Source organism: Alkalihalobacillus trypoxylicola, assembly GCF_001590785.1.
Classification (GTDB): domain Bacteria; phylum Bacillota; class Bacilli; order Bacillales; family Bacillaceae_D; genus Alkalihalobacillus; species Alkalihalobacillus trypoxylicola.
In genome coordinates, this window is record NZ_LTAO01000008.1 from 46,244 (window position 1) to 71,238 (window position 24,995).

Genomic DNA, 24,995 nt, shown 5'->3' on the forward strand with positions numbered 1-24,995 from the left:
TAATAATGAGACTCGATAAATTTTTAAAGGTTTCTAGGCTAATTAAAAGGAGAACTTTAGCAAAAGAGGTGTGTGATAAGGGCAGAATTAAAGTAAACGGTCAAGTAGCGAAAGCTGGAACCAATGTAAAACAAGGTGATGAAATGGAAATTACATTTGGACAAAAGAAAGTGACAGTTAAAATTGATGTGATAAAAGAAATCGTCAAAAAAGAAGACGCGCCTATGATGTATTCCATCATAAAAGAAGAGCAGATTCAAGCTTAGGGAAAAAGCAGTATTTAATCAGGCATTTCTTTTCAATCATTCATAAAAAAGTAGGTCTAAACTAAATAAAATTTGAATAGCAGATACAAAAGAGGTTACAAGGAGGAGCGAATGAGCAACTACTTTCCGTTTTTTTATCAGCTACCAACTTTACACACTGAACGAATGACTTTAAGAAAAGTTAACAAGTCAGATTTAGATTCCTTTATTGAAGCTACTCTTTCCCTTCAATCTGAGAAGACAAAGGTTGTAGAAGATGATTGTACACGTTTCATTAATCATTTGTTGAAATGCTATGATAAGGGGAGACCTGCTCCATGGGGAGTTATCGAAAGTAAATCAAACCGTTTAATTGGGGTTTGTGGTTTTGTTCATTGGTCACCTCTACAAGCGAGTGCAGAATTAGGTTATCATTTAGTGGAATCCTATTGGAATGCAGGCATTATGACTGAAGTTTTGAAGTGTTTGATTGATTATAGCTTTATGGAATTAGGCTTGAAGAGAATAGAAGCGAAATGCCAAATAGGAAATATAGCATCAAAACGAGTGCTTAATAAAGTAGGAATGAAAAAAAGTGGAACATACTCAACTTATGTATGGTCAAGTTCTAAGTATGAGCACTTAGAATATTTTAGATTGGATCAATCTGAATATATGAGAAGAGTTTGGAGGAATCCACAACAAATTAAGGTAATGCGGAAATAAGGAAGAAGTAAGGATGATTATGGATGTGGAAAGAATTTAAAGAGTTTGCCATTAAAGGCAATGTTATAGATTTAGCTGTTGCAGTTGTAGTTGCAACTGCTTTTGGTAATATTGTATCAGCACTAGTAGATAATCTTATCATGCCTTTAGTTGGTGTGGTTATTGGAGGAGTTAACTTCTCAGGGCTCTATTACTTAATAGGGGATGCGAGAATTGAGTATGGATTATTTATTCAGGCGATTGTTGATTTCTTTATCATTGCTCTGTCTCTTTTCGTTTTTGTTAAGGTGATAAATAAATTAAAGATGAAGCAAGAAGAGATAGAAGAGGAAGAAGTAGTAGAGCCTCAAGTAGAGCTATTAACAGAAATTAGAGATTTGTTAAAAAAGCAAGAGCAAAATAATTAATAAATGAAGACGAGGCTATAACAAAAATATTGTCCTACCAAGATGACGAGCGGTCCTAAAAAGTGGACTACTCGTCTTTATTTTAAAGAATAAGCGAAGAGAACTTGAAAACTTCTGAGAGTCATCTTGTAAGTAAGGGTTTTGGAGCGCTAGTGCGAAAAGGTTAAATCGTTCCCAAGAAACGAGGGATTCCTTTCCTGGTGACTGGTGCAGCAAGACATCTATTACCTTTCATTTGTTTCCATGATATTTATTTTGAGTAAATTCAAATATTTAAAAGATGATGAGGCTTGTTCTATTTATCCGTTGACCTTCATAAGTTGTAACAAAGCATGTACGAGGAGGAATGGATGTGGATCAATATCAATTTGGTACACCGATGGGACAAGAACGTCAAAATAATGACCATGATATTATTTTAAAGGGAAGAAAGCATTTAGATATTACAGGAGTTAAACAAGTAGAAAGCTTTGATAATGAAGAATTTCTATTAGAAACAGTGATGGGCTTTTTATCTGTAAGAGGGCAAAATCTCCATATGAAAAATTTAAATGTGGAACAGGGAATTGTTTCAATTGAAGGTAAGATTTTTGATTTCGTCTATTTAGACCAAAACAGTCAGGAAAAATCAAAAGGTTTTTTTGGGAAGTTATTTAAGTGAGCTTAACGGTTCAATTTTACACGATGTTATCGATGGTAGCTTTTGGGCTCTTTATAGGAGCTACTCTCGATACATATCGTCGATTTTTGAAAACAAAACCCTCATTCCATTGGTTAACTGCTATATATGACCTGCTTTTCTGGATTATTCAAGGAGCCTTGCTGTTTTATATATTGTTTATTGTAAATAAAGGTGAGGTGAGGTTTTACGTTTTTTTAGCTATCCTATGTGGCTTTGCTGCTTACCAAGCCTTACTAAAAAAGGGGTATAATTACTTACTAGAATTGGTGATTCGTGCGATTATAGGAATTTATCATTTTATAAAGCAGCTTCTTACTATCATTTTAATAAAGCCTATAAAGTTCATATTGAAACTATTTTATTCCTTATGTATGATGGTGATAACTACTCTTTTTACCATTTTACTTTTTATATTAAAAATGGTTTGGAAATTAATTAGTTGGGTATTAAATGTAATATTGACTATTACGAGGCTAAATAAAATAACCGATAAAATGATTATCAGGCTAAAAATTAAAGTAAAAAAAATAAAGGGTTTTCTCACTAAGAGAGGGAAGAAGTAGGAGTAAGAGGTGATAAGATGATCGAAAATCGAAGAACATCGATACGAGAAATTGATTCCGCTTATAAAAAGCAAAGAGAGCAAGAGCTTGCACTTCAGCGAAAGAAAAGGCGCGGTCTAATCAAAAGATTAAGCGCTATAGGGATCGTGGGAGGAGCTTTTGCAACAATAGCGTTTATGTTCATTTTTAACCAGCACTCTACTCTAGCTGAAAAGCAAGAAGAGAAGCTAACGCTTGAAAATGAAGTACAGCAGCTGTTAACAGAGGAAAAAAAGCTACAACAGGATATTATTAATTATAATGATATTGATTATATTGAAGAGATAGCACGAAGAGATTATTTTTTAACAAAAGAAGGGGAGACACTTTTTACTTTGCCAAGTAAATCCACTGATTGACACCTTTTTTTCGTATCGGGTATAATATATCAAAATGAATATTTCTAGATTTCTTAAGGAGGATCTATTTTTTCATGTCAATTGAAGTAGGCAGCAAATTACAGGGTAAGGTTACAGGAATCACTCATTTTGGAGCATTTGTGGAGCTGCCGGGTGGTTCGACGGGCCTTGTACACATCAGTGAAGTAGCTGATAATTATGTCAAGGATATTAACGAGTTTTTAAAGGTTGGAGACGAAGTAGAGGTTAAGGTCGTAAATGTAGAGAAAGATGGGAAAATAGGATTGTCTATTCGCAAAGCGAAGGAACGTCCGGAAGGTGCTGAACGATCAGAAAAACCAGCTCGTCCAACAAGACCAGCTCGTCCAAGTCGTCCTTATCAATCTTCGTCCGCGCGACCGCAAGGACAAGGTCAGCGAAACCATCGACCAGGACCATCATTTGAAGATAAAATGAGTCGTTTTTTAAAGGATAGCGAGGAAAGATTATCTATTATAAAACGTCAGACAGATTCCAAACGTGGTGGTCGAGGCGCTCGGAGAGGATAATTTGTTGCTAGATCCGATCCTAGTTTATGCTATAGAGAAAAGTAGAAATCCTAATTTGGACTTCTACTTTTTATTTTGGAGTGAAGGTTAATGTTTATTGAAATAGGGTGTAAAGATAGAGGAAAGAGTGAAAATATTTGATTTTCTACCTTTATTAAAAAATTCATTGACTTTGAGAAAGAAAGACGGTATATTAATATTTGTCGCAATTCAATAGAGAATATGGCGGTGTAGCTCAGCTGGCTAGAGCGTACGGTTCATACCCGTGAGGTCGGGGGTTCGATCCCCTCCGCCGCTATCAAAATTACCCTTATCTTAGTTAAAGATAAGGGTTTTTTTCTTTTTCTCCTACTGTAAACCCCTTTTTTAAAAAATATTCATATTTTCTCTCCACAGCATTCATCAGTAAACTTACTTTTCTCGCAATTTTTTTTACGCTTTTTTTGGCTATTGTGGATGGTCATGAATAGAAAGATGAAAGAAAGCCGAATTAGGTCGAACACTTTTTGAATTCGACTATGAGATTTTGACAAAAAATGTGAGCAGCCTCTGTTTATAATAAAACCACATTTGAAAAGGATGGTGGTTGGTTAATGATGAAACGCATGGCTAAAGATTGGATCACATTAAATAAAAGTGAAATGGTAATGGACAAGCTATCTAATCAATTTGAAATGGTGACAAACAAGGTGGGGAGCTGGTTTCATTTAGTTATGTATCAGTGGGGTTTGCTAGTGGTGATTGTTGGTTTTTTGTTAGGACGAGCAATGATACTAACAGAACTAACTCCTTTTGTATTACCTTTTTTAGCAGCGGTTTTTATGTTAAAGCGAGAACGGGCAGCACTAGCTGCAATGTCATTGCTAGCAGGGGCCCTCCTCAGTTATCATGGTGAAATTCTCTTTGTTCTCGCAGCTATTATAGGCTTTATACTAATTCAAAAGGTGGTCTCGAAGTTTTTTGATGACCCTATAAAAATGGCACCTTATACAGTATTCGTTACAAGTATGATGATGAGATTACTTGTCGTCTTTATTATAGATGGTTCAATTACCAATTATGCTCTTATGATGGCAACAGTAGAGGCTGGACTAAGTTTTATTTTAACGATGATTTTTATACAAAGTGTTCCGCTTGTCACTTCTAAAAAAATAAATCGCCCATTACGAAACGAGGAAATTATATGCTTAATTATCCTGCTTGCCTCTGTTATGACAGGAACAGTAGGTTGGTCGATTTATGATATGTCAGTGGAGCATTCTTTAGCTCGTTATTTAGTTCTGCTATTTGCGTTTATCGGTGGTGCAGCTATTGGATCGACAGTGGGCGTCGTAACGGGCTTAATATTGAGCCTTGCTAGTGTAGCTAGCTTGTATCAAATGAGCTTATTAGCGTTCTCTGGTTTATTAGGGGGGTTATTAAAAGAAGGGAAGAAGGTTGGAGTTGCACTCGGTTTATTAGTAGGTACATTGTTAATTGGTATGTACGGTGATGGCGGAACTAATATTTCCGTTACGATTATGGAATCCTTGTTAGCGATAGCCATTTTCTTTTTGACACCAAAGGATCTTATTAGTAATTTAGCACGCTATATTCCTGGTACACATGAGTATTCTAAAGACCAGCAGCAATATTTAAGGAAAATTAGAGATGTGACGGCAGGAAAGGTTGAGCAATTTTCAAATCTTTTTCAAACCTTATCACAAAGCTTTCAAACTGAGATGAAAGAAGGGGGAAATGAAGAGGGTCCGGATAAACAGATGGATTATTTCTTAAGTGAGGTGACAGAGAAAACGTGTCAAACATGCTTTAAAAAGGAAAGGTGCTGGGTCCAAAACTTTAGTAAAACGTATGACTCTATGCAAAACTTAATGCTTGAAACGGAAAAGAATGGGCATGTAAAAGATAAAATATTAGCAAATGAGTGGAAAAAATACTGCATTCGTTCTGAAAAAGTAGTTGAGGTGATTAAGCAGGAGCATAGTCATTATCTTGTTAATCAAAAGCTAAAAAAACAAGTGGCAGAGAGTCAGAAGCTTGTTGCAGACCAATTACTAGGTGTTTCTCGAGTAATGGGGGATTTTGCAAAAGAAATTCAAAAAGAGAAGCAATCCTTTCTTCTACAGGAGGAAAGTATTCTAGAATCTCTTAGATTAGTAGGTCTTGATATAGGTCATGTTGATATTTTTAGTCTTGAAAAGGGTGCTATTGAGATGGAAATGAGCATTCCTTTTGATGAAGGACACGGTCAATATGAAAAAGTAATCGCACCCTTACTGTCTGATTTATTTTCTGAGACGATTATCGTTAAAAGCGAGGAAAAAAATGTATATCCGAATGGGTTTAGTCATGTTGCCTTTGTTTCGGCTAAAAGGTTTGTTCTAGAAACAGGCATTGCTCATGTAGCAAAAGGAGGAGCTTGGATTTCGGGAGATAGTTATTCAACGATTGATATAGGTACTGGAAAACATGCGATTGCTATTAGTGATGGAATGGGTAACGGTGAGAAGGCTCACTTTGAAAGTAATGAAACTTTACAATTACTTCAAAAAATTCTGCAGTCGGGTATTGAGGAGACAGTAGCTATAAAGTCTGTTAATTCTGTTCTTTCGATAAGGAACAATGAAGAGATGTTTTCTACCTTAGATTTAGCAATGGTAGATTTACACAATGCAGAGGCTAAATTTCTGAAAATTGGATCCATACCGAGCTTTATTAAAAGAGGGTCACAGGTTATAAAAATTGAAGCAAGTAATCTTCCAATGGGTATTATTCAAGAGTTTGATGTAGAGGTCGTAACAGAACAATTAAAGCCAGGAGATATGCTCATTATGATGAGTGATGGAATATTCGAGGCTCCAAAGCACGTTGAAAATAAAGATGCTTGGATTAAAAGGTTAATATACGAGATGGCAACTTCTAATCCACAGGAGGTGGCTGATGTTATTTTAGAAAAGGTCATTCGTTCAGGTCGTGGAGCAATAGAAGATGATATGACGATTATCGTCTCCAAAATTAAGAGTAACACCCCTAAATGGGCGTCCATTCCGATTTATAATCAAAAAATAGGGAGGCAGGCACAATAAACCAATGGTTAACAGAAGGTGGTGGTTTTGTTTCATTGCTTTATGTTTTTTTGAAAGTGTACAGAGAAGGTATATTTCCTCTATTACTGGTTAAGGATGGTAACAATAACTAGCTTGGGAGGAAATAATATGTCGAAGGGCACATTAAAGCAAATACTTTTATTAACAGATGGTCATTCCAATGATGGGGAGGACCCTGTTGCGATTGCTGCGCTTGCAAGAGAACAAGGGATTACAGTCAATGTAATCGGAATTCTAGATCAAGAGTATTTAAATGAACATGGTAAGAAGGAAATCGATGATATTTCCCTTGCTGGTGGTGGCGTTAGTCAAATTGTATATGCAAAGCAATTAGCTAAAACCGTTCAGATGGTGACAAGAAAAGCAATGACACAAACACTCCATGGTGTAGTGAATCAGGAGCTTAAACAAATTTTAGGAAGGTCACAGGATATGGAAGAACTTTCTCCAGAAAAAAGGGGAGAGGTAATGGAGATTGTCGATGAATTAGGAGAAACGATCGATCTAGAGGTATTAATATTAGTGGATACTAGTGCTAGTATGAGAGATAAGCTTCCGATGGTTCAAGAAGCCTTGACTGATTTATCTATTAGCTTAACTTCAAGGATGGGGAAAAATCAATTTTCCTTATATTCATTCCCCGGGAAAAGAAAAGAGGTGGACCGTTTATTAGATTGGACACCAAAATTAGGAACATTAACGGGAGTTTTTCATAAGCTTTCCTCGGGTGGAATCACTCCAACCGGACCAGCTCTAAAAGAGGCGATTGGATTCTTCCATAAAAATCGTTCGAGAAGGAGATGGATGGAGAGTGAAGAGCAACTCTTTGAAGAACCACGTTGATCGTTTATCAGCAGGCTATTTAATTATAGGTAAGTGGCATAAGCACCGATACACTATTGTGAGAAAATTAGGAAGCGGTGCGACAGGAACGGTTTATTTAGCAGAGGATGGCTTATCGCAATTGGTTGCTATAAAAGTAGCTTTAGATAATATGGCGATTACTTCAGAGGTGAATGTTTTAAAGCATTTATCTAAAGTTGAAGGTAAAATATTAGGACCTGAGCTCATTGATGTGGATGATCTGGTAACCTCAGATGGAAATATTCCATTCTATGTAATGGAATATTTAAAAGGGACATCAATTATTGATTATGTAAACGGAAAAGGAGCTGAATGGCTAGGTTTATTTGCTGTTCAGCTTTTAGGTGATCTAGAAAATCTCCATCGTGAAGGATGGGTATTTGGTGATTTAAAGCCTGACAATTTATTAATTGTCGGTTCGCCAAAGCGGATTCGTTGGATTGATGTGGGTGGTACTACACTATTAGGGCGTTCTATTAAGGAGTTTACGGAATTTTTTGATCGTGGGTATTGGAATTTGGGCTCTAGAAAGGCTGAGCCAAGCTACGATTTATTTGCTGTAGCCATGATTATGATTAATTGTGAATACCCCGAAAGATTTGAAAAGAGAGCAGGAAATTTGGAAGATTTATTTCAAAAAAAGATTATGGAAAGCCAAAGGCTACAGCCTTTTTGCTCCATTTTGATGAAAGCGATTCGGGGGAACTATACTAGAGCAGGAGAAATGAAATCCGAATTAATTCAGTTGTTAGGAGATTCTCCTAAAGGTAAAAAGAAAAGTTCAGTAGTTAAACAAACGAATAAAAGTAGAAAGGTTAAAAAAAGAAGTCAAAAAAAACCTTCTTTTCTTATAGAATTCTTCTTAATACTATCTTTATTAATTCTATGTTATATCCTATACTTATTTGGACAGATGATGTAAAGAGTAGGATGGAGGGCTTCTTTACATGAAAGCAGATAGAATGATGGATATATGTTTGTTGGCAGGAGAAATCATGTTAAGCTCTGGTGCCGAGACCTATCGAGTAGAAGAAACGTTGGAAAGAATGGCTAAATCCCATCATTTTAAAAATGTCCACTGTTTTGTTATGACGACTGGTATTTTCCTTTCGTTCGAAGAGGACGGCAAAGATGATGTAATGCAAATGGTACGTGTAGATGACCGCTTACAAGATTTAAATAAGATAACGCAAGTCAATCAAATATCAAGACAGCTTGTTTCCGGGGAAATAGACGGTGAGGGAGCGTGGAGAGAACTTAAAGATATCTCTAAAAGTGCTCAGCACTATCCTCCTTATCTTATACATATCGCTTCAGGTGTAGCTGGTGGTACATTTTCTTATTTGTTTGGTGGAAATTGGATGGATGTAATCCCGGCGTTTATTGCTGGTTTCTCAGCAAGCTGGAGTTTGTTTTTATTACAAGAGTATTTAAAGGTACGGTTTTTTGCCGAATTTATGGCTGCTTTTTTAGGAGGTCTTGTCGCAATTATTCTTGTTCTAATCGGTATTGGTGAAAATATTGACCAAGTCATTATTGGAACTCTCATGCCGTTAGTACCAGGGATTCCGTTAACTAATGCCGTTCGCGATTTAATGTCAGGTGATTTAATTGCAGGACTAACGAGAGGTGCCGAAACGGTCATTACAGCTTTGTCGATTGCAACAGGAATTGCCCTGGCAATAGCGATGTTTATGTAAAGAGGGTGTTAGAAATGTGGATAGAGCTTATTGTATGCTATTTTGCTACAGTTGCTTTTGGCGTTATCTTTAATGGACCAACAAGAATTATTTGGATAGGTGGTTTTATTGGTGTCTCCTCTTGGTTCATTTATTCGTTGGCTCCTGTGTATACGGATGCTTCCTTTGTTTTTGCGACAGCCGTTGCATCACTTGTTGCTGCCACTCTTTCACATGTGTTTGCTAAATGGTTTCGGGTACCAGTCACAAACTTTAGTATTCAAGGTATTATCCCTCTTGTTCCTGGAAGCAAAGCATATTTTACAATGAGAGCTTTTTTAGACGGAGAATATATAGAAGGAATTGAACTCGGTATAGACACATTATTGCAGGCTGGGGCTATTGCTGGAGGACTTGTTTTTGCTTTAGCTATTTTCTCGTTTGGTAAGGGGGGAATTGGTCAAAGGTATGAAGAAAAGCGTTCATAAATTTATCCGAAATTACCAGTTGTTGGAAGGTGTTCGTTCTGTGCTAATTGCGGTTTCTGGTGGGCCAGATTCAATGGCGATGCTTGATTTTTTATGGAAAAACCGTGAATGGTATAATATCCGAATTTTAGCTGCACATGCTCACCATCAGCTAAGGGAAGAAAGTGCGGATCAAGATTTATTAACGGTACAGAATTATTGTCTGGAGTACAACATTCCGTTTTTTTCAAAAAGATTAGAAGTAAAAGAATATGCAAAAGCTAATCGTATGAGCACTCAATTAGCGGCTAGGGAACTGAGGTACAAGTGGCTAGAAAAATTAACAATAGAAGAAAATGTTGAGGCATTAATTACAGCTCATCACGGTGATGACCAGATCGAGACGATTATGATGAAGCAGGTACGAGGCTATATTCCGATACAAGCACCGGGTATATCGGTGCGCCGACCATTTGGAAATGGATATCTTATCCGTCCTTTTTTAGGAATAACGAAGGCAGAAATAGAGAATTATTGTAATGAAGAGGGAATTTTGACTCGCATTGATGAGAGTAACTTTTCTACGAAATATACGCGTAACCGTTATCGTCAAGAGATCCTTCCTTTTATTAAAAATGAGAATAGTCAGGCGCATGTTCAAATGCAAAGACAAAATCAATGGCTTGAGGATGATTCCGCTTTTTTAATGAAGCTAGCTGAAAGTGAATTAAATAACATTCTTGTTCAAAAAAAAGAAGCTCATTATTCGATATCCTGTGATTCCTTTCAATCGATACACGTCTCTTTACAAAGAAGGGTGATTACTCTAATATTAAATTATCTTAATATAGACAACTCACCTTTTCCTGCTTCTGTGCATATAGAGCAGGTTATGAGTCTCATACACCATACCGATCCATCTAAGCAATTACATATTGGCGCTGGAGTATTTGTTTATAGAGACTATAATCTTTGTCATTTTTCCAGAAGGAAAGTCAGTCATGAAACCAACACAGATAGCATTGAAGAACTCGTCTTACCTGGTGTGACAAAGACAGCAATTGGTGAAATACATTCGACGTTTCTAGAAGAGGATATGGAGGTCAGAGAAGGAAGGAACCAACTGATACTTGCTTATGATGAGCATGCTCCATTATTTATTCGAACACGTCTTACTGGTGACCGTATTAATCCAATAGGGATAAATGGAACCAAAAAGATCAGTCGATTGTTTATTGATAGGAAGATTAGTCAAAGCTTAAGAGAAAAATGGCCGCTTTTATTGAACAAAGAAGGAAATATTTTATGGGTTCCTCTTTTAATGAGGGCGCGGGGTGTTGAGCCCATTAAAGAAAAAGCCATTGTTTTAACGATGAAACCAACAGAAGAAATCATTAATAATTTGAATGGTTAAGATTACGGGAGGGTCAAAGGAATTGATGAGAGACGAATTGAAAGAAATCCTCATTACGGAAGAAGAGATTCAAGAGAGAGTAAAGGAATTAGGTAAAACAATCACAGATGAATACAATGATAAATATCCTTTAGTTATTGGTGTATTAAAAGGGGCAATGCCTTTTATGGCCGATTTATCAAAGCGTATCGATACTCATATAGAAATGGACTTTATGGATGTGTCTAGCTATGGTAATGGTATGGTATCTTCAGGAGAAGTAAAAATTATTAAAGATTTAGATGCATCAGTAGAAGGAAGAGATATTCTCATTGTAGAAGATATTATAGATAGTGGTTTAACGTTAAGCTACTTAGTTCAATTGTTTCATTACCGAAAAGCTAGGTCTGTGAAAGTAGTTACTTTATTAGACAAACCGGATGGGAGAAAAGTTGATCTTGTCCCTGATATTACTGGATTTACGGTACCTGATGCCTTTGTTGTTGGCTATGGTCTTGACTATGCAGAGCGTTATCGTAATCTCCCGTATATTGGGGTTTTAAAACCTGAAATTTATGAGGGTTAATATTTGTGAATGAAATAACATATGTGATACGATATACGAAGGCTTTATGGTACGCGGGAGGAGGTCAAACATGAATCGAATTTTTCGTAATACTATTATTTATTTACTTATTTTCCTAGTAATTATAGGAATAGTTAATGTTATTAATTCTGATCAAACAACAACAAATGAAATTTCTTTTGATGATTTTCAACAAAGGCTTTCACAAGGTGATGTAACAAATCTAACAGCTAAACCTGAACGATCCGTGTATTTAATTACTGGTCAATTTAACGATTCAAAAGAAGATGAGTATTTTCAAACCTATGCTTTGCCAACTGAGCAAAATGCAGAGCTTTTAATGAATGCTACAAACGAATTTAATGTAGAACCCGCTGATCAAACAAGTGGTTGGGTTACTTTCTTTACTGGAATTATCCCTTTTATCATTATCTTCATTCTATTCTTCTTCTTACTTAGTCAAGCACAGGGTGGCGGAAACCGTGTGATGAATTTCGGTAAAAGTAAGGCTAAAATGGTTAATGATGATAAGAAAAAAGCAAAATTCAAAGATGTTGCAGGGGCGGATGAAGAAAAGGCTGAGCTAGTAGAGGTAGTCGAATTCTTAAAAGATCCACGTAAATTCTCTGCTATTGGTGCACGTATTCCAAAAGGAGTACTATTAGTAGGACCTCCAGGAACAGGTAAAACGTTACTGGCTCGAGCGGTTGCAGGAGAAGCTGGGGTTCCGTTCTTCTCAATTAGTGGTTCAGACTTTGTAGAAATGTTCGTGGGTGTCGGGGCGTCTCGTGTTCGTGACCTTTTCGAAAATGCAAAGAAAAATGCACCTTGTATTATATTTATTGATGAAATTGATGCTGTTGGTAGACAGCGTGGAGCCGGACTTGGTGGAGGTCACGATGAACGTGAGCAAACATTGAATCAGCTTCTTGTTGAAATGGATGGATTTAGTGCAAATGAAGGTATCATTATCATCGCGGCTACAAACCGTGCCGATATTCTTGACCCTGCATTATTGCGTCCTGGTCGTTTTGACCGTCAAATTCAAGTGAACCGTCCAGATGTTCGTGGACGTGAAGATGTACTTAAAGTACATGCACGTAACAAGCCTTTAAATGATGACGTAAATTTAAAATCGATCGCAAATAGAACACCAGGATTTTCTGGTGCAGATTTAGAAAACCTCTTAAATGAGGCTGCTCTGGTTGCCGCACGAGATGATCAGAAGAAAATTAGCATGATTCATATTGAAGAAGCAATTGATCGGGTCATTGCGGGTCCAGCTAAAAAGAGCCGTGTTATCTCTAAAAAGGAAAAAAATATCGTTGCTTGGCATGAGGCAGGACACACGGTTGTTGGTGTGAAGCTAGAAAATGCCGATATGGTTCATAAAGTAACAATCGTTCCTAGAGGTATGGCAGGTGGATATGCGGTTATGCTTCCAAAAGAGGATCGTTACTTTATGACAGAGCCAGAGCTATTAGATAAAATTGTTGGACTTCTTGGTGGTCGAGTTGCTGAGGAAATTCAATTTGGTGAAGTGAGCACAGGTGCTCATAATGATTTCCAAAGAGCTACTGGTATTGCTAGAAAAATGGTAACTGAATATGGAATGAGCAAAAAGCTCGGTCCTCTTCAATTTGTTTCTGGATCAGGGGGTCAGGTCTTCTTAGGACGTGACATCCAAAATGAGCAAAGCTATAGTGACAAAATTGCTTATGAGATTGATTTAGAAGTTCAAAGAATTATTAAAGAATCCTATGATCGTTGTCGCCAAATTCTTGAAGCGAATAAAGCAAGCTTAGACTTAGTTGCTGAAACCTTATTAGATTTAGAAACACTTGATGCGGAGCAAATTCAATCATTAATTAATGAAGGAAAATTGCCTGAGAATCATCACACTAATACGGTGCTCGAATCGAACAAGGAAGATGATGATAATAACGATGTGAAAGTAAATATTCAGCCTAAACAGGATGAAGGAAGTCAAGAAGAGGAAGAAAATACCTCTGATGAATCCTCTGATTCCCCATCAAACAAAAAGGATGAATAGTGAGAAGGGAGAGCATGTCATAATCGACATTCTCTCTTTTTTCGTGCATACTAAGGAAAAAATTAATGATAAAAAATTAATAAAAATGCGGTGATAGCACATGATCTTAGTAATGGATATTGGTAATTCAAATATAGGGATTGGTTTATATGAAGGAGATCAACTTAAATATCATTGGAGAATCGCAACGGTTCGACAGAAAACAGAAGATGAATACGCTGTAACATTGAGGAGTTTATTTTCACAGGAAAGCTTAACCTATTATGATATTAAAGGAATTATTATTGCTTCTGTTGTCCCACCTATTATGTTTACCATTCAGCAGATGTGTGTGAAATATTTCAGGCAGAATCCTTTTATTATAGGACCTGGAATGAAGACGGGATTAAATATTAAATATGATAATCCTAAAGAGGTGGGAGCCGATCGGATAGTGAATGCGGTGGCAGGAATCTACTATTATGGTGCTCCTATCATTATCGTAGATTTTGGAACAGCGACCACCTATTGCTATGTAAATGAAAAAAGTCAATATATGGGTGGTGCGATTGCACCAGGAATCACGATTTCGACCGAAGCCCTTTATACTAAAGCGGCAAAGTTACCTCGGATTGAAATTGCAAAGCCTAATAAGGTGTTAGGTAGCAACACCATTGAAGCGATGCAATCAGGCATATTTTATGGTTATGTAGGTCAGGTAGATGGAGTTGTAAAAAGAATTAAAAAACAAGCCAATGGGAAACCAACTGTAATTGCGACAGGCGGTTTGGCTGAGTTAATTGCCAAGGAATCAGAGGAGATAGATATTGTAGACCGATATCTCACTCTCAAGGGACTTTATTTAATTTATAAAAAAAATCAACATGAAGGAGTACAATAAATGAAGGATTATTTAATAAAAGCATTAGCGTTCGATGGTCAGGTTAGAGCTTATAGCTGTGTAGCAACAGAAATGGTAAATGTAGCTGTTCAAAAGCAAGATACATGGCCAACAGCGTCTGCTGCATTAGGGAGATCGATGATGGCATCAACTATGATGGGTGCTATGCTAAAGGGTGAGGCTAAATTAACGGTGAAAATTGAAGGTGGTGGACCTATTGGTGCCATTATCGTTGATAGCAATGCAAAAGGGCAATCACGAGGATATGTAACCAATCCTCATGTTCATTTTGATCTTAATGAACAAGGGAAATTGGATGTGGCTCGTGCGGTAGGGAATAATGGTTATTTATCAGTAGTAAAGGATATAGGGATGAGAGAACCATTTACAGGTAGTGTACCGATAGTATCTGGTGAGCTTGGTGAGGATTTCACCTATTATTTTGTTTCTTCAGAGCAAACGCCATCTTCTGTTGGGGTTGGGGTTTTAGTGAATCCTGATCATAGTGTATTGGCGGCTGGAGGATTTGTTATTCAGCTATTACCTGGAGCTAGTGATGCAGTGATAACGGAAATAGAAAATCGTTTAAAATCTATTCCTCCTATTTCCAAATTAGTGGAGTTAGGGATGCCACCTGAGGAAATTTTATACTCATTAATGGGTGAAGAAAATGTTAAAATTTTAGAGAAGATGCCGATTGAATTTGCTTGTACCTGTTCAAAGGAAAGAATAGCAAATGCCATTATAAGTCTTGGAAAAAAAGAGATTAGAGAAATGATCGATGAAGATGGTGGAGCTGAAACCTCTTGCCACTTCTGTAACGACAAGTTCCATTTCTCAAAGGAAGAGTTAGAGGAATTATATTCACAAGTTTAATCATGACAGTATAGATAGTGAAGCAAAACTATATTAATTTTAAAGACTCCCCAGCAGAAGATAAAGGGCGAGTCTTTTATTGATTAAAAGATATTGAGCGTCCATTAAATGAGTATTTGCCTTAAAATTAGCTTATGAAAAGGAGTGAGCCTAAATTAACATTATTAATTGACTTATCAGAAAACGTTTGCTATCATTATCTTAATAAAACCAATAAAATTACTTGGAATTAGGAGGAGTAAGAATGAAAGTTGTTAATTCAATTACAGAATTAATCGGTCAAACACCATTAGTGAAACTTAATCGTCTTGTTTCTGATAAGCATGCTGATATTTATTTAAAGCTTGAATTTATGAATCCAGGTAGTAGTGTAAAGGACAGAATTGGGCTAGCAATGATTGAAGCGGCCATTGAAGCTGGGGATTTAAAAGAAGGAGATACGATTGTTGAGCCAACTAGTGGTAATACTGGAATTGGTTTAGCGATGGTGGCAGCAGCTAAAGGTCTAAAAGCTAAGCTAGTTATGCCCGAAACGATGAGTTTAGAGCGTCGTAATTTATTACGTGCGTATGGAGCGGAATTAGTATTAACACCAGGGCCTGAAGGTATGGGTGGTGCTATTCGTAAAGCAACAGAGCTTGCAAAAGAAGAAGGGTACTTCATGCCTCAACAATTCGAAAATGAAGCAAACCCTGCTATTCATAGAGAGACTACAGGTAAAGAGCTTTTAGAGCAAGTGGATGGTCAAATAGATGGCTTTATATCAGGTATTGGTACAGGTGGAACGATTACTGGTGCTGGAGGTTATTTAAAAGAGCATTTCCCAGAGGTAGTCATTGCTGCTGTTGAACCAAAAGATTCTCCTGTTCTTTCAGGAGGTAAGCCAGGTCCACATAAAATTCAAGGAATTGGTGCGGGATTTGTTCCAAAAATCCTTGATACGGAAGTTTATGATGAAGTGATACAAATTTCTACTGAGGAAGCCTTCGAATATGCTCGTAGAGCAGCAAAAGAAGAAGGGATTTTAGGTGGAATTTCGTCTGGAGCGGCTATTGCTGCTGCGCTTCAATTAGCAGAAAAGCTAGGACCAGGTAAAAAAGTAGTAGCTGTTATCCCTTCAAATGGGGAGCGTTACCTTAGTACTCCATTGTACAACTTTGAAGATTAATCGCACTACTAAACATAATGAATGATATAAAAAGAATGGTCACCATCTACTATGTAGGTACAGTGGCCATTCTTTTCTTTTGACAGGAATTAACGGCTTTTCTTCTGTTCTATTGTCGGTTAAAATAAAGCCAAGAGATTACGTGGAGGTGACGCTATGCTAGAACATAAGCATGGCAAATGGAAAACGATAGCAACCTCTTTTAAACTTGATGATAAAAGTTGGTTTAATCGATATAAACAGTTAAGCGCAGAAAAGACTCATCATGTTCTACTCGAAAGTGGGCGAGGAGGAACCTATAGTATAATGGGTTTAAACCCTTTTGCTATCCTACAAGGTAGGGACAGAGAATTATCGGTGTTTAATGGTGAATCAAAGGAAATACGGCAGGGTGACTTACTTGAGCTACTAAAGGAGGAGTTGTCATCCTATCAAACAGAATCTATAGCTGGGCTCCCACCTTTTCAAGGGGGTGCAATTGGATATTTAAGTTATGACATGATTCGTGAGTTTGAGGAGCTTCCAAACATCGCAAAAGATGATTTAAAGCTTCCTGAACTTTATTTTATGCTTTTTCATGAAGTGTTTGTATACGACCATGTAGCGCAAAAGCTGATTATTATTTTAACTGATTTAGAGGATCAAGCGAAACCGCTACATTCTTTATTGAATGAGTGGGAATCATTATGGAAAAAAGAAGTAAATAATAATAATCAAATGTCATTGAAGGATCAAAGTCTGGAACGCCCCATATCTTCTTCTCTAGAGGAAGAACAGTTTGCAGCTGCCGTGGATAAAATAAAGGATTATATTGCAGCAGGCGATGTGTTTCAAGTTAATTTATCTGTAAGACATAGTCGTAAAATGATTACAGAACCTATGCATGTATATGAAGTATTAAGAAAATTAAATCCGTCTCCGTATATGTCCTTTTTAGAAACACCTGATTTTCAATTTGTTAGTGCCTCACCTGAGCTCCTCGTGAAAAAGCAGGGCTCAAAAATTAGTACAAGACCAATTGCTGGAACGCGCTCAAGAGGATTGACAGAGGAAGAGGATGAGCAATTAGAATCTGAGTTATTAGCCAATGAAAAAGAGAGAGCGGAGCATGTGATGCTTGTTGATTTAGAGAGAAATGACCTTGGGCGAGTGGCGAGCTACGGAAGTGTATCTGTAGATGAGTTACTAGTGGTTGAGAAATATTCACATGTTATGCATTTAGTTTCTAATGTAGTTGGTTCCCTTCATGAAGATTATGATCTTTACGACCTAATAAGAGCAACTTTCCCCGGAGGAACGATTACTGGAGCACCTAAAATCAGAACGATGGAAATTATAGAGGAATTAGAGCCTTTAAGAAGAAGTATTTATACAGGGTCAATTGGTTGGATTGGTTTTAATGGAGAAATGGAACTGAACATAGCCATTCGAACAATGGTTTGTAAGGATCATATTGCTTATATACAGGCAGGAGCAGGTATTGTTATTGATTCTAATCCTGTGTTTGAATATAAGGAATCATTAAAAAAAGCGAAAGCATTATGGAGAGCATTAGAGTTGAGTGAAGAAGAGGTTTTAGAGAAAACGTTTAGTTGAGCTGAGAATAGGAGGAAGTAGAAAATGATATTAATGATTGATAATTATGATTCGTTTACTTATAATTTGGTGCAGTATTTAGGAGAGATGGGTCAAGACCTTATCGTAAAAAGAAATGACCAAATCACCATAGAGGAAATAGAGGAAATGGATCCAGATTATATTATGATTTCGCCTGGACCGTGTACTCCTAATGAAGCAGGAATTAGTCTTGCGGTTATTGAATATTTTGCAGGAAAAATCCCCCTCTTTGGTGTATGTTTAGGTCATCAATCGATTGCGCAGGTTTTTGGTGGTGAGGTCATTCGTGCGAAGCGACTCATGCACGGAAAGACATCGGAAATTATCCATCAAGGGAAATTTGTTTTTACAGGGCTTTCTTCTCCTTTGATAGCTACGAGGTACCATTCTTTAATTGTTAAGAAAGAAAGTTTACCTGATTGCTTTGAAATCACAGCTGAAACGGCCGAAGGTGAGATTATGGGTATTCGTCATAAGGAATTAGCTGTGGAAGGTGTTCAATTTCATCCTGAGTCGATTATGACAAATGAGGGAAAGACTTTATTAAGAAATTTCCTAGAAACAAATCAAAGGGAGCGTTCTTCATGTTCGTCTATTTCAATGGACAAGTAATAGAAGATAACGAAGCGAAGATTTCTATTTTTGACCATGGCTATCTTTATGGTCTTGGTTTATTTGAGACATTTGCCGTGTATGATGGTCATCCATTTTTATTGGATGACCATTTTAAACGTTTGCAAAAAGGTTTGCATGAACTTGGAATTGACTGGACCTATGACAAAGAGAAGGTTATGAGCATACTTAGAGAGCTCATGGTGAGTAATGGATTAAAAGATGCGTATATTCGTTGGAATGTATCTGCAGGGGTCAAGCCTGTTGGTGTTTTTGATGAAACATACAACGAACCGAGCGTCTCTGCATTTGCTAAGCCTCTTCCTCAATCTTCTAATAAACCTAGAAAAGTTGAAATTCTAGATATACGCCGAAATACACCTGAGGGTAAACAACGAATGAAATCATTTCATTATATGAATAATCTATTAGCAAAAAGAGAATTATTAGATAGAAATTCAAGTGCAGAAGGCCTTTTTTTAACAGGTGATGGTTATCTTGCAGAGGGAATCGTGACAAATCTGTTTTTTGTAAAGAATCATGTTGTACATACCCCTAGTATTGAAACAGGAATATTAGATGGGGTTACAAGAAGGTTCTTAATTTCATTATTAAAAAAGGCTCATGTTAATGTAAAAGAAGGATTTTATACAGTAGACGATTTAAAAGGGGCAAATGAAGCCTTTATCACAAACTCTATCCAAGAGCTAATTCCGATTGAACTAGATGGAGTTGATTTGGAGATGGAAGGGAAGTACTTTACCTATTTAAAAAAAGAGTATCAACATTTTAAACATTTTTTGTGGAGTCGTGATGAAATCTAAGGAGTGGTTTTAGTGGGAACAAAAAAGGATCGTAATCAAATTCTTTTTAAAACGAACCGAACAATGGTAATGGGTATTTTAAATGCAACTCCTGATTCTTTTTCGGATGGTGGGAAATTTAATGAAATAGATACGGCGGTAATGCGAGCAAAACAATTAGTAGAGGATGGAGCCGATATTTTAGATATTGGTGGTGAATCAACGAGACCGGGTGCTATTTTTGTTGAAGAGCAAGAAGAAATTAATCGAGTTGTTCCCATTATAAAAGCAATATCTTCTGAAGTGGATATTCCTATTTCAATTGATACATACAAGGCGGAGGTTGCTAAACGTGCTATTGAAGCAGGTGCCTCAATCATTAATGATGTTTGGGGTGCAAAAAAGGATCGTAAGATGGCGAGTGTGGCGGCAGCTTATGATGTACCGATTGTATTAATGCACAACCGTGAAAATGCTCAATATAAGGATTTAATAAATGACATGATATCCGATTTAAATGAAAGTATAGAAATCTGCTTACATGCAGGAGTAAAGAATGAAAATATAATTTTAGATCCCGGTATTGGCTTTGCAAAAACATACGAGGAAAATTTGAGGGTCATGCGACATTTAGATAAAATAGTAGAAATGGAATATCCTGTTTTGTTAGGAACATCGAAAAAGTCCTTGATTGCTAAAACACTGGACCTTCCTGTTGACGAAAGATTAGAAGGAACCGGTGCAACAGTTTGTTATGGAGTTGCGCAGGGCTGTCATATAGTTCGTGTACATGATGTAAAGGAAATGAAGAGAATGACCAAAATGATGGATGCTATGTTAGGGAGTGAGAAGTGAGCAATGGATAAAATATATATGAACCAACTTTCTTTTTATGGTTATCACGGGGTGTTTGCTGAAGAGCAAAAATTAGGGCAACGTTTTCAGGTTGATTTAACATTAGAATTAGATTTAAAAAAAGCAGGACGAACAGATGAGCTTGACCAAACGATTAATTATGGCGAGGTTTATGAAATAGTAAAAAAAGTTGTAGAAGGAAGGCCATATAAATTAGTAGAAGCAGTCGCAGAGAATATCAGTCAAGAGTTATTACGATCATTTAATCTTTTAAAAAGTTGTACGATTAAGCTGATTAAACCAGACCCTCCTATTCCTGGTCATTACCAATCAGTCGCTGTTGAGATTACGAGAAGCCAGGAGGATTTAAATGCGTAATGTAGCTACTATTGCTTTGGGTTCTAATATCGGCAATAGAAAAAATTATTTAGACCAAGCAATAAACTTACTTCAAGAACATCCAAACTGTGAATTATTGAAAATATCTTCTATTTATGAAACGGAGCCCGTCGGTTATGTAAATCAACAGTCATTTTTGAATATGGTCATTGAGATGGAAACGGATTTAAATCCTTTAAAATTATTAGAATTGACACAGTCTATTGAATCAAGGTGTGGACGAAAGCGTGATGTTAGGTGGGGACCAAGAACATTAGACCTTGACATTCTTCTCTTTGATGAAGAGAATATGAAAGGGGAGGAATTAACGATTCCTCATCCGAGAATGTTAGAACGAGCTTTTGTAATGATTCCATTATCTGAAGTATCACCAGAACGGAAAATTTTAGGTCAAGAATTGACGGTGACTGAACTAGCAAATTCTTTACCTGATAAAGAGGGTGTAAAACGTTGGATTCAGAGCTAGTTGGAAGAAGGATTAGAGCTTTTAGAAAATTAAAAGGATATACTCAAAAAAGCTTTGCCAAGAAAATGAGTATTTCTGTTTCAGTTCTAGGTGAAATTGAAAGAGGAAATCGAATTCCTGATGATTACTTAATTGAACGTATCGTAACCACGTTAAATATATCAAGAAATGATATCATGACTGAATCGTAACAGGGGGTGAAACAAGATGTTGAAAATTGGTCCTATACAGATGAAGAATCAAGTGGTTTTAGCCCCTATGGCAGGAGTGTGTAATCCCGCATTTCGTTTAATTGCCAAAGAGTTTGGTACCGGATTAGTATGTGCAGAAATGGTCAGTGATAAGGCGATATTACATGGAAATGAACGATCATTAAGCATGTTACATGTCGACGATCGTGAAAAGCCTTTAAGTTTGCAAATCTTTGGTGGTAAGAAAGAGACTTTAGTGGAAGCAGCTAAATTTGTTGACCAAAATACGAACGCTGATATTATCGATATTAATATGGGCTGTCCAGTATCGAAAATCATAAAATGTGAAGCTGGAGCAAGGTGGTTGCTTAATCCAGATAAAATTTATGAGATGGTAGCCGCGACAGTGGACGCAGTTAAAAAGCCAGTTACGGTAAAAATGCGTATTGGCTGGGATGACGACCATATTTTTGCTGTTGATAATGCCCGTGCGGTAGAACGTGCAGGGGGTAGTGCAGTCGCTGTACATGGTCGTACCCGAGTTCAAATGTATGAAGGAGTAGCGGACTGGAGTGTCATTAAGGAAGTGAAGGAAGCTGTTAACATTCCCGTTATAGGTAATGGTGACGTTGGAACACCTCAAGATGCTAAACGAATGCTAGATGAAATTGGTGTTGATGGTGTTATGATAGGAAGAGCTGCATTAGGTAACCCTTGGATGCTATATCGGACGATTAAGTATTTAGAGAATGGAGTGCTTCATCCAGAGCCTGAAGCTCGAGAGAAGATAGATGTATGTATGCTTCACCTTGATCGCTTAATTGATTTGAAAGGTGAGAGGGTTGCAGTTCGAGAAATGAGAAAGCATGCTGCGTGGTATTTAAAAGGGCTTAATGGTGGAGGAAAAGTTCGACAACAAATCAATCAGTTTGAATCAAGGGATGAGGTTGAAAAGATACTTTATCAGTTTGTGAATGAAGTAGAACAGCTTAAAGCTGATGAAAAAGTAACGGTTGTTTGACTTTTAGGAAGGATTTCACTATAATCCGTTTGAGATGAGGGGACTGCTGGTATTTCTAGCAGTCTTTCTACATAGAGATTCGAGGGTATCTATCGTTATTTTCAGATGATGTTTTAATTATTTTATATATTATTACTTGTATAGGAGTTGAGTAAATTGAGTCAAGAAATGGAATTGAATGATCAGTTGCAGGTGCGTAGAGATAAATTAAAGCAATTAGAAGAACAAGGCTATAATGCTTTTGGTGATAAGTTTGTTCGTACTCATAGTGCTAAAGAAATGAGTGAACAATTTTCAGAGCGTACAAAAGAGGAATTAGAAACAGAAGAGCAAGAAGTGATTTTGGCTGGTCGTGTGATGACGAAGCGTGGAAAAGGAAAGGCAGGCTTTGCTCATATTCAGGATTTAACAGGTCAGATACAAATTTATGTTAGAAGAGATGCTGTTGGAGAAGATGCATATGATATTTTTAATACAGTAGATATCGGTGATATTGTTGGTGTTAAAGGTGTAGCTTTTAAAACGAAGGTAGGCGAATTGTCTATTAAAGTAACAGAGTTCTCTTTACTATCCAAATCTCTTCGTCCATTACCCGATAAATTCCACGGATTAAAAGATGTTGAACAGCGTTATCGCCAACGTTATGTTGATTTAATTGTTAATCCAGATGTCAGAGATACATTTATTGTTAGAAGTAAAATTTTACAATCGATGCGTCGCTATTTAGATGGTCAAGGCTTCTTAGAGGTCGAAACCCCAACGATGCACTCCATTGCTGGTGGAGCGTCAGCACGTCCATTTGTTACGCATCATAACGCCCTAGATATGCAATTATATATGCGTATAGCGATTGAACTTCATTTGAAAAGGTTAATTGTAGGGGGCTTAGAAAAGGTTTATGAAATAGGAAGAGTATTCCGTAATGAAGGAGTCTCCACTCGTCATAATCCGGAGTTTACAATGATTGAATTATATGAAGCGTATGCTGATTATAATGATATTATGGATTTAACGGAGCAACTAATTGCTCATATAGCCCAAGAGGTATTAGGAACAACCGATATAGAGTACGGAGATTATCAGATTCATTTAAAGCCTGAATGGAAAAGAGTTCATATGGTTGATGCAGTAAAAGAAGCATCAGGGGTGGATTTTTGGCCAGAGATGACTGATGAAGAAGCTCGCGCTTTAGCTAAAGAGCATCGAGTACCTGTTAAGGATACTATGACATACGGACATGTAGTTAATGAGTTCTTTGAGCATTATGTTGAGGAGAAACTAATTGAGCCGACGTTTGTATATGGACATCCTGTTGCTATTTCACCTTTAGCTAAGAAGAATCCAGAGGATCCACGCTTTACTGATCGGTTTGAATTATTTATTGTTGGTAGAGAGCATGCTAATGCATTCTCGGAGTTAAATGATCCGATCGATCAGCGTCAGCGTTTTGAACAGCAGCTTGTTGAACGTGAACAAGGAGACGATGAGGCTCATATGATGGATGAGGATTTTGTACAAGCATTAGAGTACGGGATGCCACCAACAGGAGGGCTAGGGATTGGTATCGATCGTTTAGTGATGTTGTTAACCAATTCACCATCTATTCGTGATGTATTATTATTCCCTCAAATGCGCGGAAAAGATTCTGCCGATTCGTAAGAAATAATGTTTAACCCCTACTTTTAAAGTAGGGGTTTTATTATGTTCTCTTTTTAGTATATGTTCTTACTCGAAAGAAAAAGATATAAGGGGCTGTAAAAAGAGAGTAGATAGTAAAAAACAAGGTTCCTCATATGAAAGATAAGCTAGCTAGGGTAAAACAGATAAGTTTAATTATTTTTAATTGAGTAATACTCACAAATTCGATAGTTAGTGTAGGTAAGTAGAAATTAATTGATGAAATCAATATATCTATTGAATTTGGCTAAAAAAGACTAAAATAGTCTTTTTTTCAAGATAGTAAATCCATTTTATTAAATTTATAATTAATTGTTTTTTATTGTCGATTACTTTGATATAATCTGAAAATAAGATTCATTACCTTTTAAAGAATCTATAATTAAATTATTTTAAAATATTTATAAAAAAGTATTGCAATCTTTTTTTAACGATGTTATATTATTTCTTGTCGCTAAAACAAGCGATGAAACAAAGAAAAATAAATTTTAAAAATGTTGACTTCGATTGTTGTAAATGTTACACTAATCAAGTCGCAAAAAAAGCGATATAAGTTCTTTGAAAACTGAACAAAAGCCAAGCGAATTAAAGAGATACAAGGTATCTCGTCAACTGTTAGTCATTGAGAAATCAATGCAAAATGGAACATCGATGAAAATCGAGGCCAGCAAATTATGAGCGAATCAGCTTATCCTTTAACGGAGAGTTTGAT

At 36.8% G+C, this 24,995-nt stretch carries 27 protein-coding genes and 1 tRNA gene; all 28 read left to right on the forward strand.

Annotation, left to right across the window (positions count from 1 at the left end):
- Positions 1–5: 5 nt before the first annotated feature.
- The 28 genes from AZF04_RS06025 to lysS all read left to right on the forward strand — a co-directional run bounded on the left by AZF04_RS06025 (position 6) and on the right by lysS (position 24,265).
- On the forward strand, positions 6–266 hold the full coding sequence (locus AZF04_RS06025; RefSeq protein WP_061947983.1) for an RNA-binding S4 domain-containing protein: 261 nt from the start codon (positions 6–8) through the stop codon (positions 264–266).
- Between the two features lie 111 nt (positions 267–377).
- The gene (locus AZF04_RS06030; RefSeq protein WP_061947984.1) at positions 378–971 is read left to right on the forward strand and encodes a GNAT family N-acetyltransferase; all 594 of its coding nucleotides are present in this window, start codon (positions 378–380) and stop codon (positions 969–971) included.
- Between the two features lie 23 nt (positions 972–994).
- Positions 995–1,378 (forward strand): large-conductance mechanosensitive channel protein MscL, encoded by a 384-nt coding sequence (gene mscL / locus AZF04_RS06035; protein WP_061947985.1) that lies wholly within the window; start codon positions 995–997, stop codon positions 1,376–1,378.
- A 346-nt stretch (positions 1,379–1,724) separates the two neighbouring features.
- A complete protein-coding gene (yabP, locus tag AZF04_RS06040; protein ID WP_045487661.1) occupies positions 1,725–2,039 on the forward strand; it encodes a sporulation protein YabP in 315 nt (104 codons plus the stop codon).
- Positions 2,036–2,623: a spore cortex biosynthesis protein YabQ gene (yabQ, locus tag AZF04_RS06045; RefSeq protein ID WP_061947986.1), complete on the forward strand. Its 588-nt coding sequence runs from the start codon at positions 2,036–2,038 to the stop codon at positions 2,621–2,623. The genes yabP and yabQ overlap by 4 nt, the downstream gene beginning before the upstream one ends.
- A 17-nt stretch (positions 2,624–2,640) precedes the next feature.
- A complete protein-coding gene (locus tag AZF04_RS06050; RefSeq protein ID WP_061947987.1) occupies positions 2,641–3,021 on the forward strand; it encodes an FtsB family cell division protein in 381 nt (126 codons plus the stop codon).
- Positions 3,022–3,095: 74 nt separating this feature from the next.
- Positions 3,096–3,569 carry a S1 domain-containing RNA-binding protein gene (locus tag AZF04_RS06055; RefSeq protein WP_045487653.1) on the forward strand — a complete coding sequence of 158 codons (474 nt, stop codon included), beginning with the start codon at positions 3,096–3,098 and terminating at the stop codon, positions 3,567–3,569.
- A gap of 224 nt (positions 3,570–3,793) precedes the next feature.
- A tRNA-Met gene (locus AZF04_RS06060) sits at positions 3,794–3,867 on the forward strand.
- Positions 3,868–4,165: 298 nt separating this feature from the next.
- Positions 4,166–6,655, forward strand: a complete 2,490-nt coding sequence (gene spoIIE / locus AZF04_RS06065) for a stage II sporulation protein E (protein ID WP_061948004.1) — start codon at positions 4,166–4,168, stop codon at positions 6,653–6,655.
- Positions 6,656–6,784: 129 nt separating this feature from the next.
- Positions 6,785–7,519, forward strand: a complete 735-nt coding sequence (locus AZF04_RS06070) for a vWA domain-containing protein (protein WP_061947988.1) — start codon at positions 6,785–6,787, stop codon at positions 7,517–7,519.
- Entirely contained in the window at positions 7,503–8,462 is a 960-nt protein-coding gene (locus AZF04_RS06075) for a serine/threonine protein kinase (protein ID WP_235599934.1), read from the forward strand. The genes AZF04_RS06070 and AZF04_RS06075 overlap by 17 nt, the downstream gene beginning before the upstream one ends.
- 25 nt (positions 8,463–8,487) lie before the next feature.
- Positions 8,488–9,240, forward strand: a complete 753-nt coding sequence (locus tag AZF04_RS06080) for a threonine/serine exporter family protein (RefSeq protein ID WP_045487645.1) — start codon at positions 8,488–8,490, stop codon at positions 9,238–9,240.
- Between the two features lie 14 nt (positions 9,241–9,254).
- Positions 9,255–9,707, forward strand: a complete 453-nt coding sequence (locus AZF04_RS06085) for a threonine/serine exporter family protein (protein WP_061947990.1) — start codon at positions 9,255–9,257, stop codon at positions 9,705–9,707.
- Complete coding sequence (gene tilS / locus AZF04_RS06090) at positions 9,688–11,100, forward strand: tRNA lysidine(34) synthetase TilS (RefSeq protein WP_061947991.1); 1,413 nt, start codon at positions 9,688–9,690, stop codon at positions 11,098–11,100. The genes AZF04_RS06085 and tilS overlap by 20 nt, the downstream gene beginning before the upstream one ends.
- 25 nt (positions 11,101–11,125) lie before the next feature.
- Positions 11,126–11,665 (forward strand): hypoxanthine phosphoribosyltransferase, encoded by a 540-nt coding sequence (hpt, locus tag AZF04_RS06095; protein WP_412459198.1) that lies wholly within the window; start codon positions 11,126–11,128, stop codon positions 11,663–11,665.
- A 70-nt stretch (positions 11,666–11,735) separates the two neighbouring features.
- Positions 11,736–13,718, forward strand: coding sequence for an ATP-dependent zinc metalloprotease FtsH (gene ftsH / locus AZF04_RS06100; protein WP_061947992.1), 1,983 nt, complete (start codon positions 11,736–11,738; stop codon positions 13,716–13,718).
- Positions 13,719–13,818: 100 nt separating this feature from the next.
- Complete coding sequence (locus AZF04_RS06105; RefSeq protein WP_061947993.1) at positions 13,819–14,598, forward strand: type III pantothenate kinase; 780 nt, start codon at positions 13,819–13,821, stop codon at positions 14,596–14,598.
- Entirely contained in the window at positions 14,599–15,474 is an 876-nt protein-coding gene (gene hslO / locus AZF04_RS06110) for an Hsp33 family molecular chaperone HslO (protein WP_061947994.1), read from the forward strand.
- 244 nt (positions 15,475–15,718) lie between these two features.
- Positions 15,719–16,642: a cysteine synthase A gene (gene cysK, locus AZF04_RS06115; protein WP_061947995.1), complete on the forward strand. Its 924-nt coding sequence runs from the start codon at positions 15,719–15,721 to the stop codon at positions 16,640–16,642.
- Between the two features lie 156 nt (positions 16,643–16,798).
- Positions 16,799–18,238: an anthranilate synthase component I family protein gene (locus AZF04_RS06120; protein ID WP_061947996.1), complete on the forward strand. Its 1,440-nt coding sequence runs from the start codon at positions 16,799–16,801 to the stop codon at positions 18,236–18,238.
- 24 nt (positions 18,239–18,262) lie between these two features.
- The gene (pabA, locus tag AZF04_RS06125) at positions 18,263–18,871 is read left to right on the forward strand and encodes an aminodeoxychorismate/anthranilate synthase component II (protein ID WP_045487617.1); all 609 of its coding nucleotides are present in this window, start codon (positions 18,263–18,265) and stop codon (positions 18,869–18,871) included.
- Positions 18,844–19,695 carry an aminodeoxychorismate lyase gene (gene pabC, locus AZF04_RS06130; protein WP_061947997.1) on the forward strand — a complete coding sequence of 284 codons (852 nt, stop codon included), beginning with the start codon at positions 18,844–18,846 and terminating at the stop codon, positions 19,693–19,695. The genes pabA and pabC overlap by 28 nt, the downstream gene beginning before the upstream one ends.
- 63 nt (positions 19,696–19,758) lie before the next feature.
- Complete coding sequence (gene folP, locus AZF04_RS06135; protein ID WP_082795240.1) at positions 19,759–20,529, forward strand: dihydropteroate synthase; 771 nt, start codon at positions 19,759–19,761, stop codon at positions 20,527–20,529.
- Between the two features lie 3 nt (positions 20,530–20,532).
- The gene (gene folB / locus AZF04_RS06140) at positions 20,533–20,907 is read left to right on the forward strand and encodes a dihydroneopterin aldolase (protein ID WP_061947999.1); all 375 of its coding nucleotides are present in this window, start codon (positions 20,533–20,535) and stop codon (positions 20,905–20,907) included.
- The gene (folK, locus tag AZF04_RS06145) at positions 20,900–21,394 is read left to right on the forward strand and encodes a 2-amino-4-hydroxy-6-hydroxymethyldihydropteridine diphosphokinase (RefSeq protein WP_061948000.1); all 495 of its coding nucleotides are present in this window, start codon (positions 20,900–20,902) and stop codon (positions 21,392–21,394) included. The genes folB and folK overlap by 8 nt, the downstream gene beginning before the upstream one ends.
- The gene (locus AZF04_RS06150) at positions 21,379–21,585 is read left to right on the forward strand and encodes a helix-turn-helix domain-containing protein (RefSeq protein ID WP_045487606.1); all 207 of its coding nucleotides are present in this window, start codon (positions 21,379–21,381) and stop codon (positions 21,583–21,585) included. Before folK ends, AZF04_RS06150 begins: the two co-directional genes overlap by 16 nt.
- Positions 21,586–21,601: 16 nt before the next feature.
- The gene (gene dusB / locus AZF04_RS06155; protein ID WP_061948001.1) at positions 21,602–22,606 is read left to right on the forward strand and encodes a tRNA dihydrouridine synthase DusB; all 1,005 of its coding nucleotides are present in this window, start codon (positions 21,602–21,604) and stop codon (positions 22,604–22,606) included.
- Positions 22,607–22,762: 156 nt separating this feature from the next.
- A complete protein-coding gene (gene lysS, locus AZF04_RS06160; protein WP_061948002.1) occupies positions 22,763–24,265 on the forward strand; it encodes a lysine--tRNA ligase in 1,503 nt (500 codons plus the stop codon).
- Positions 24,266–24,995 lie beyond the last annotated feature (730 nt).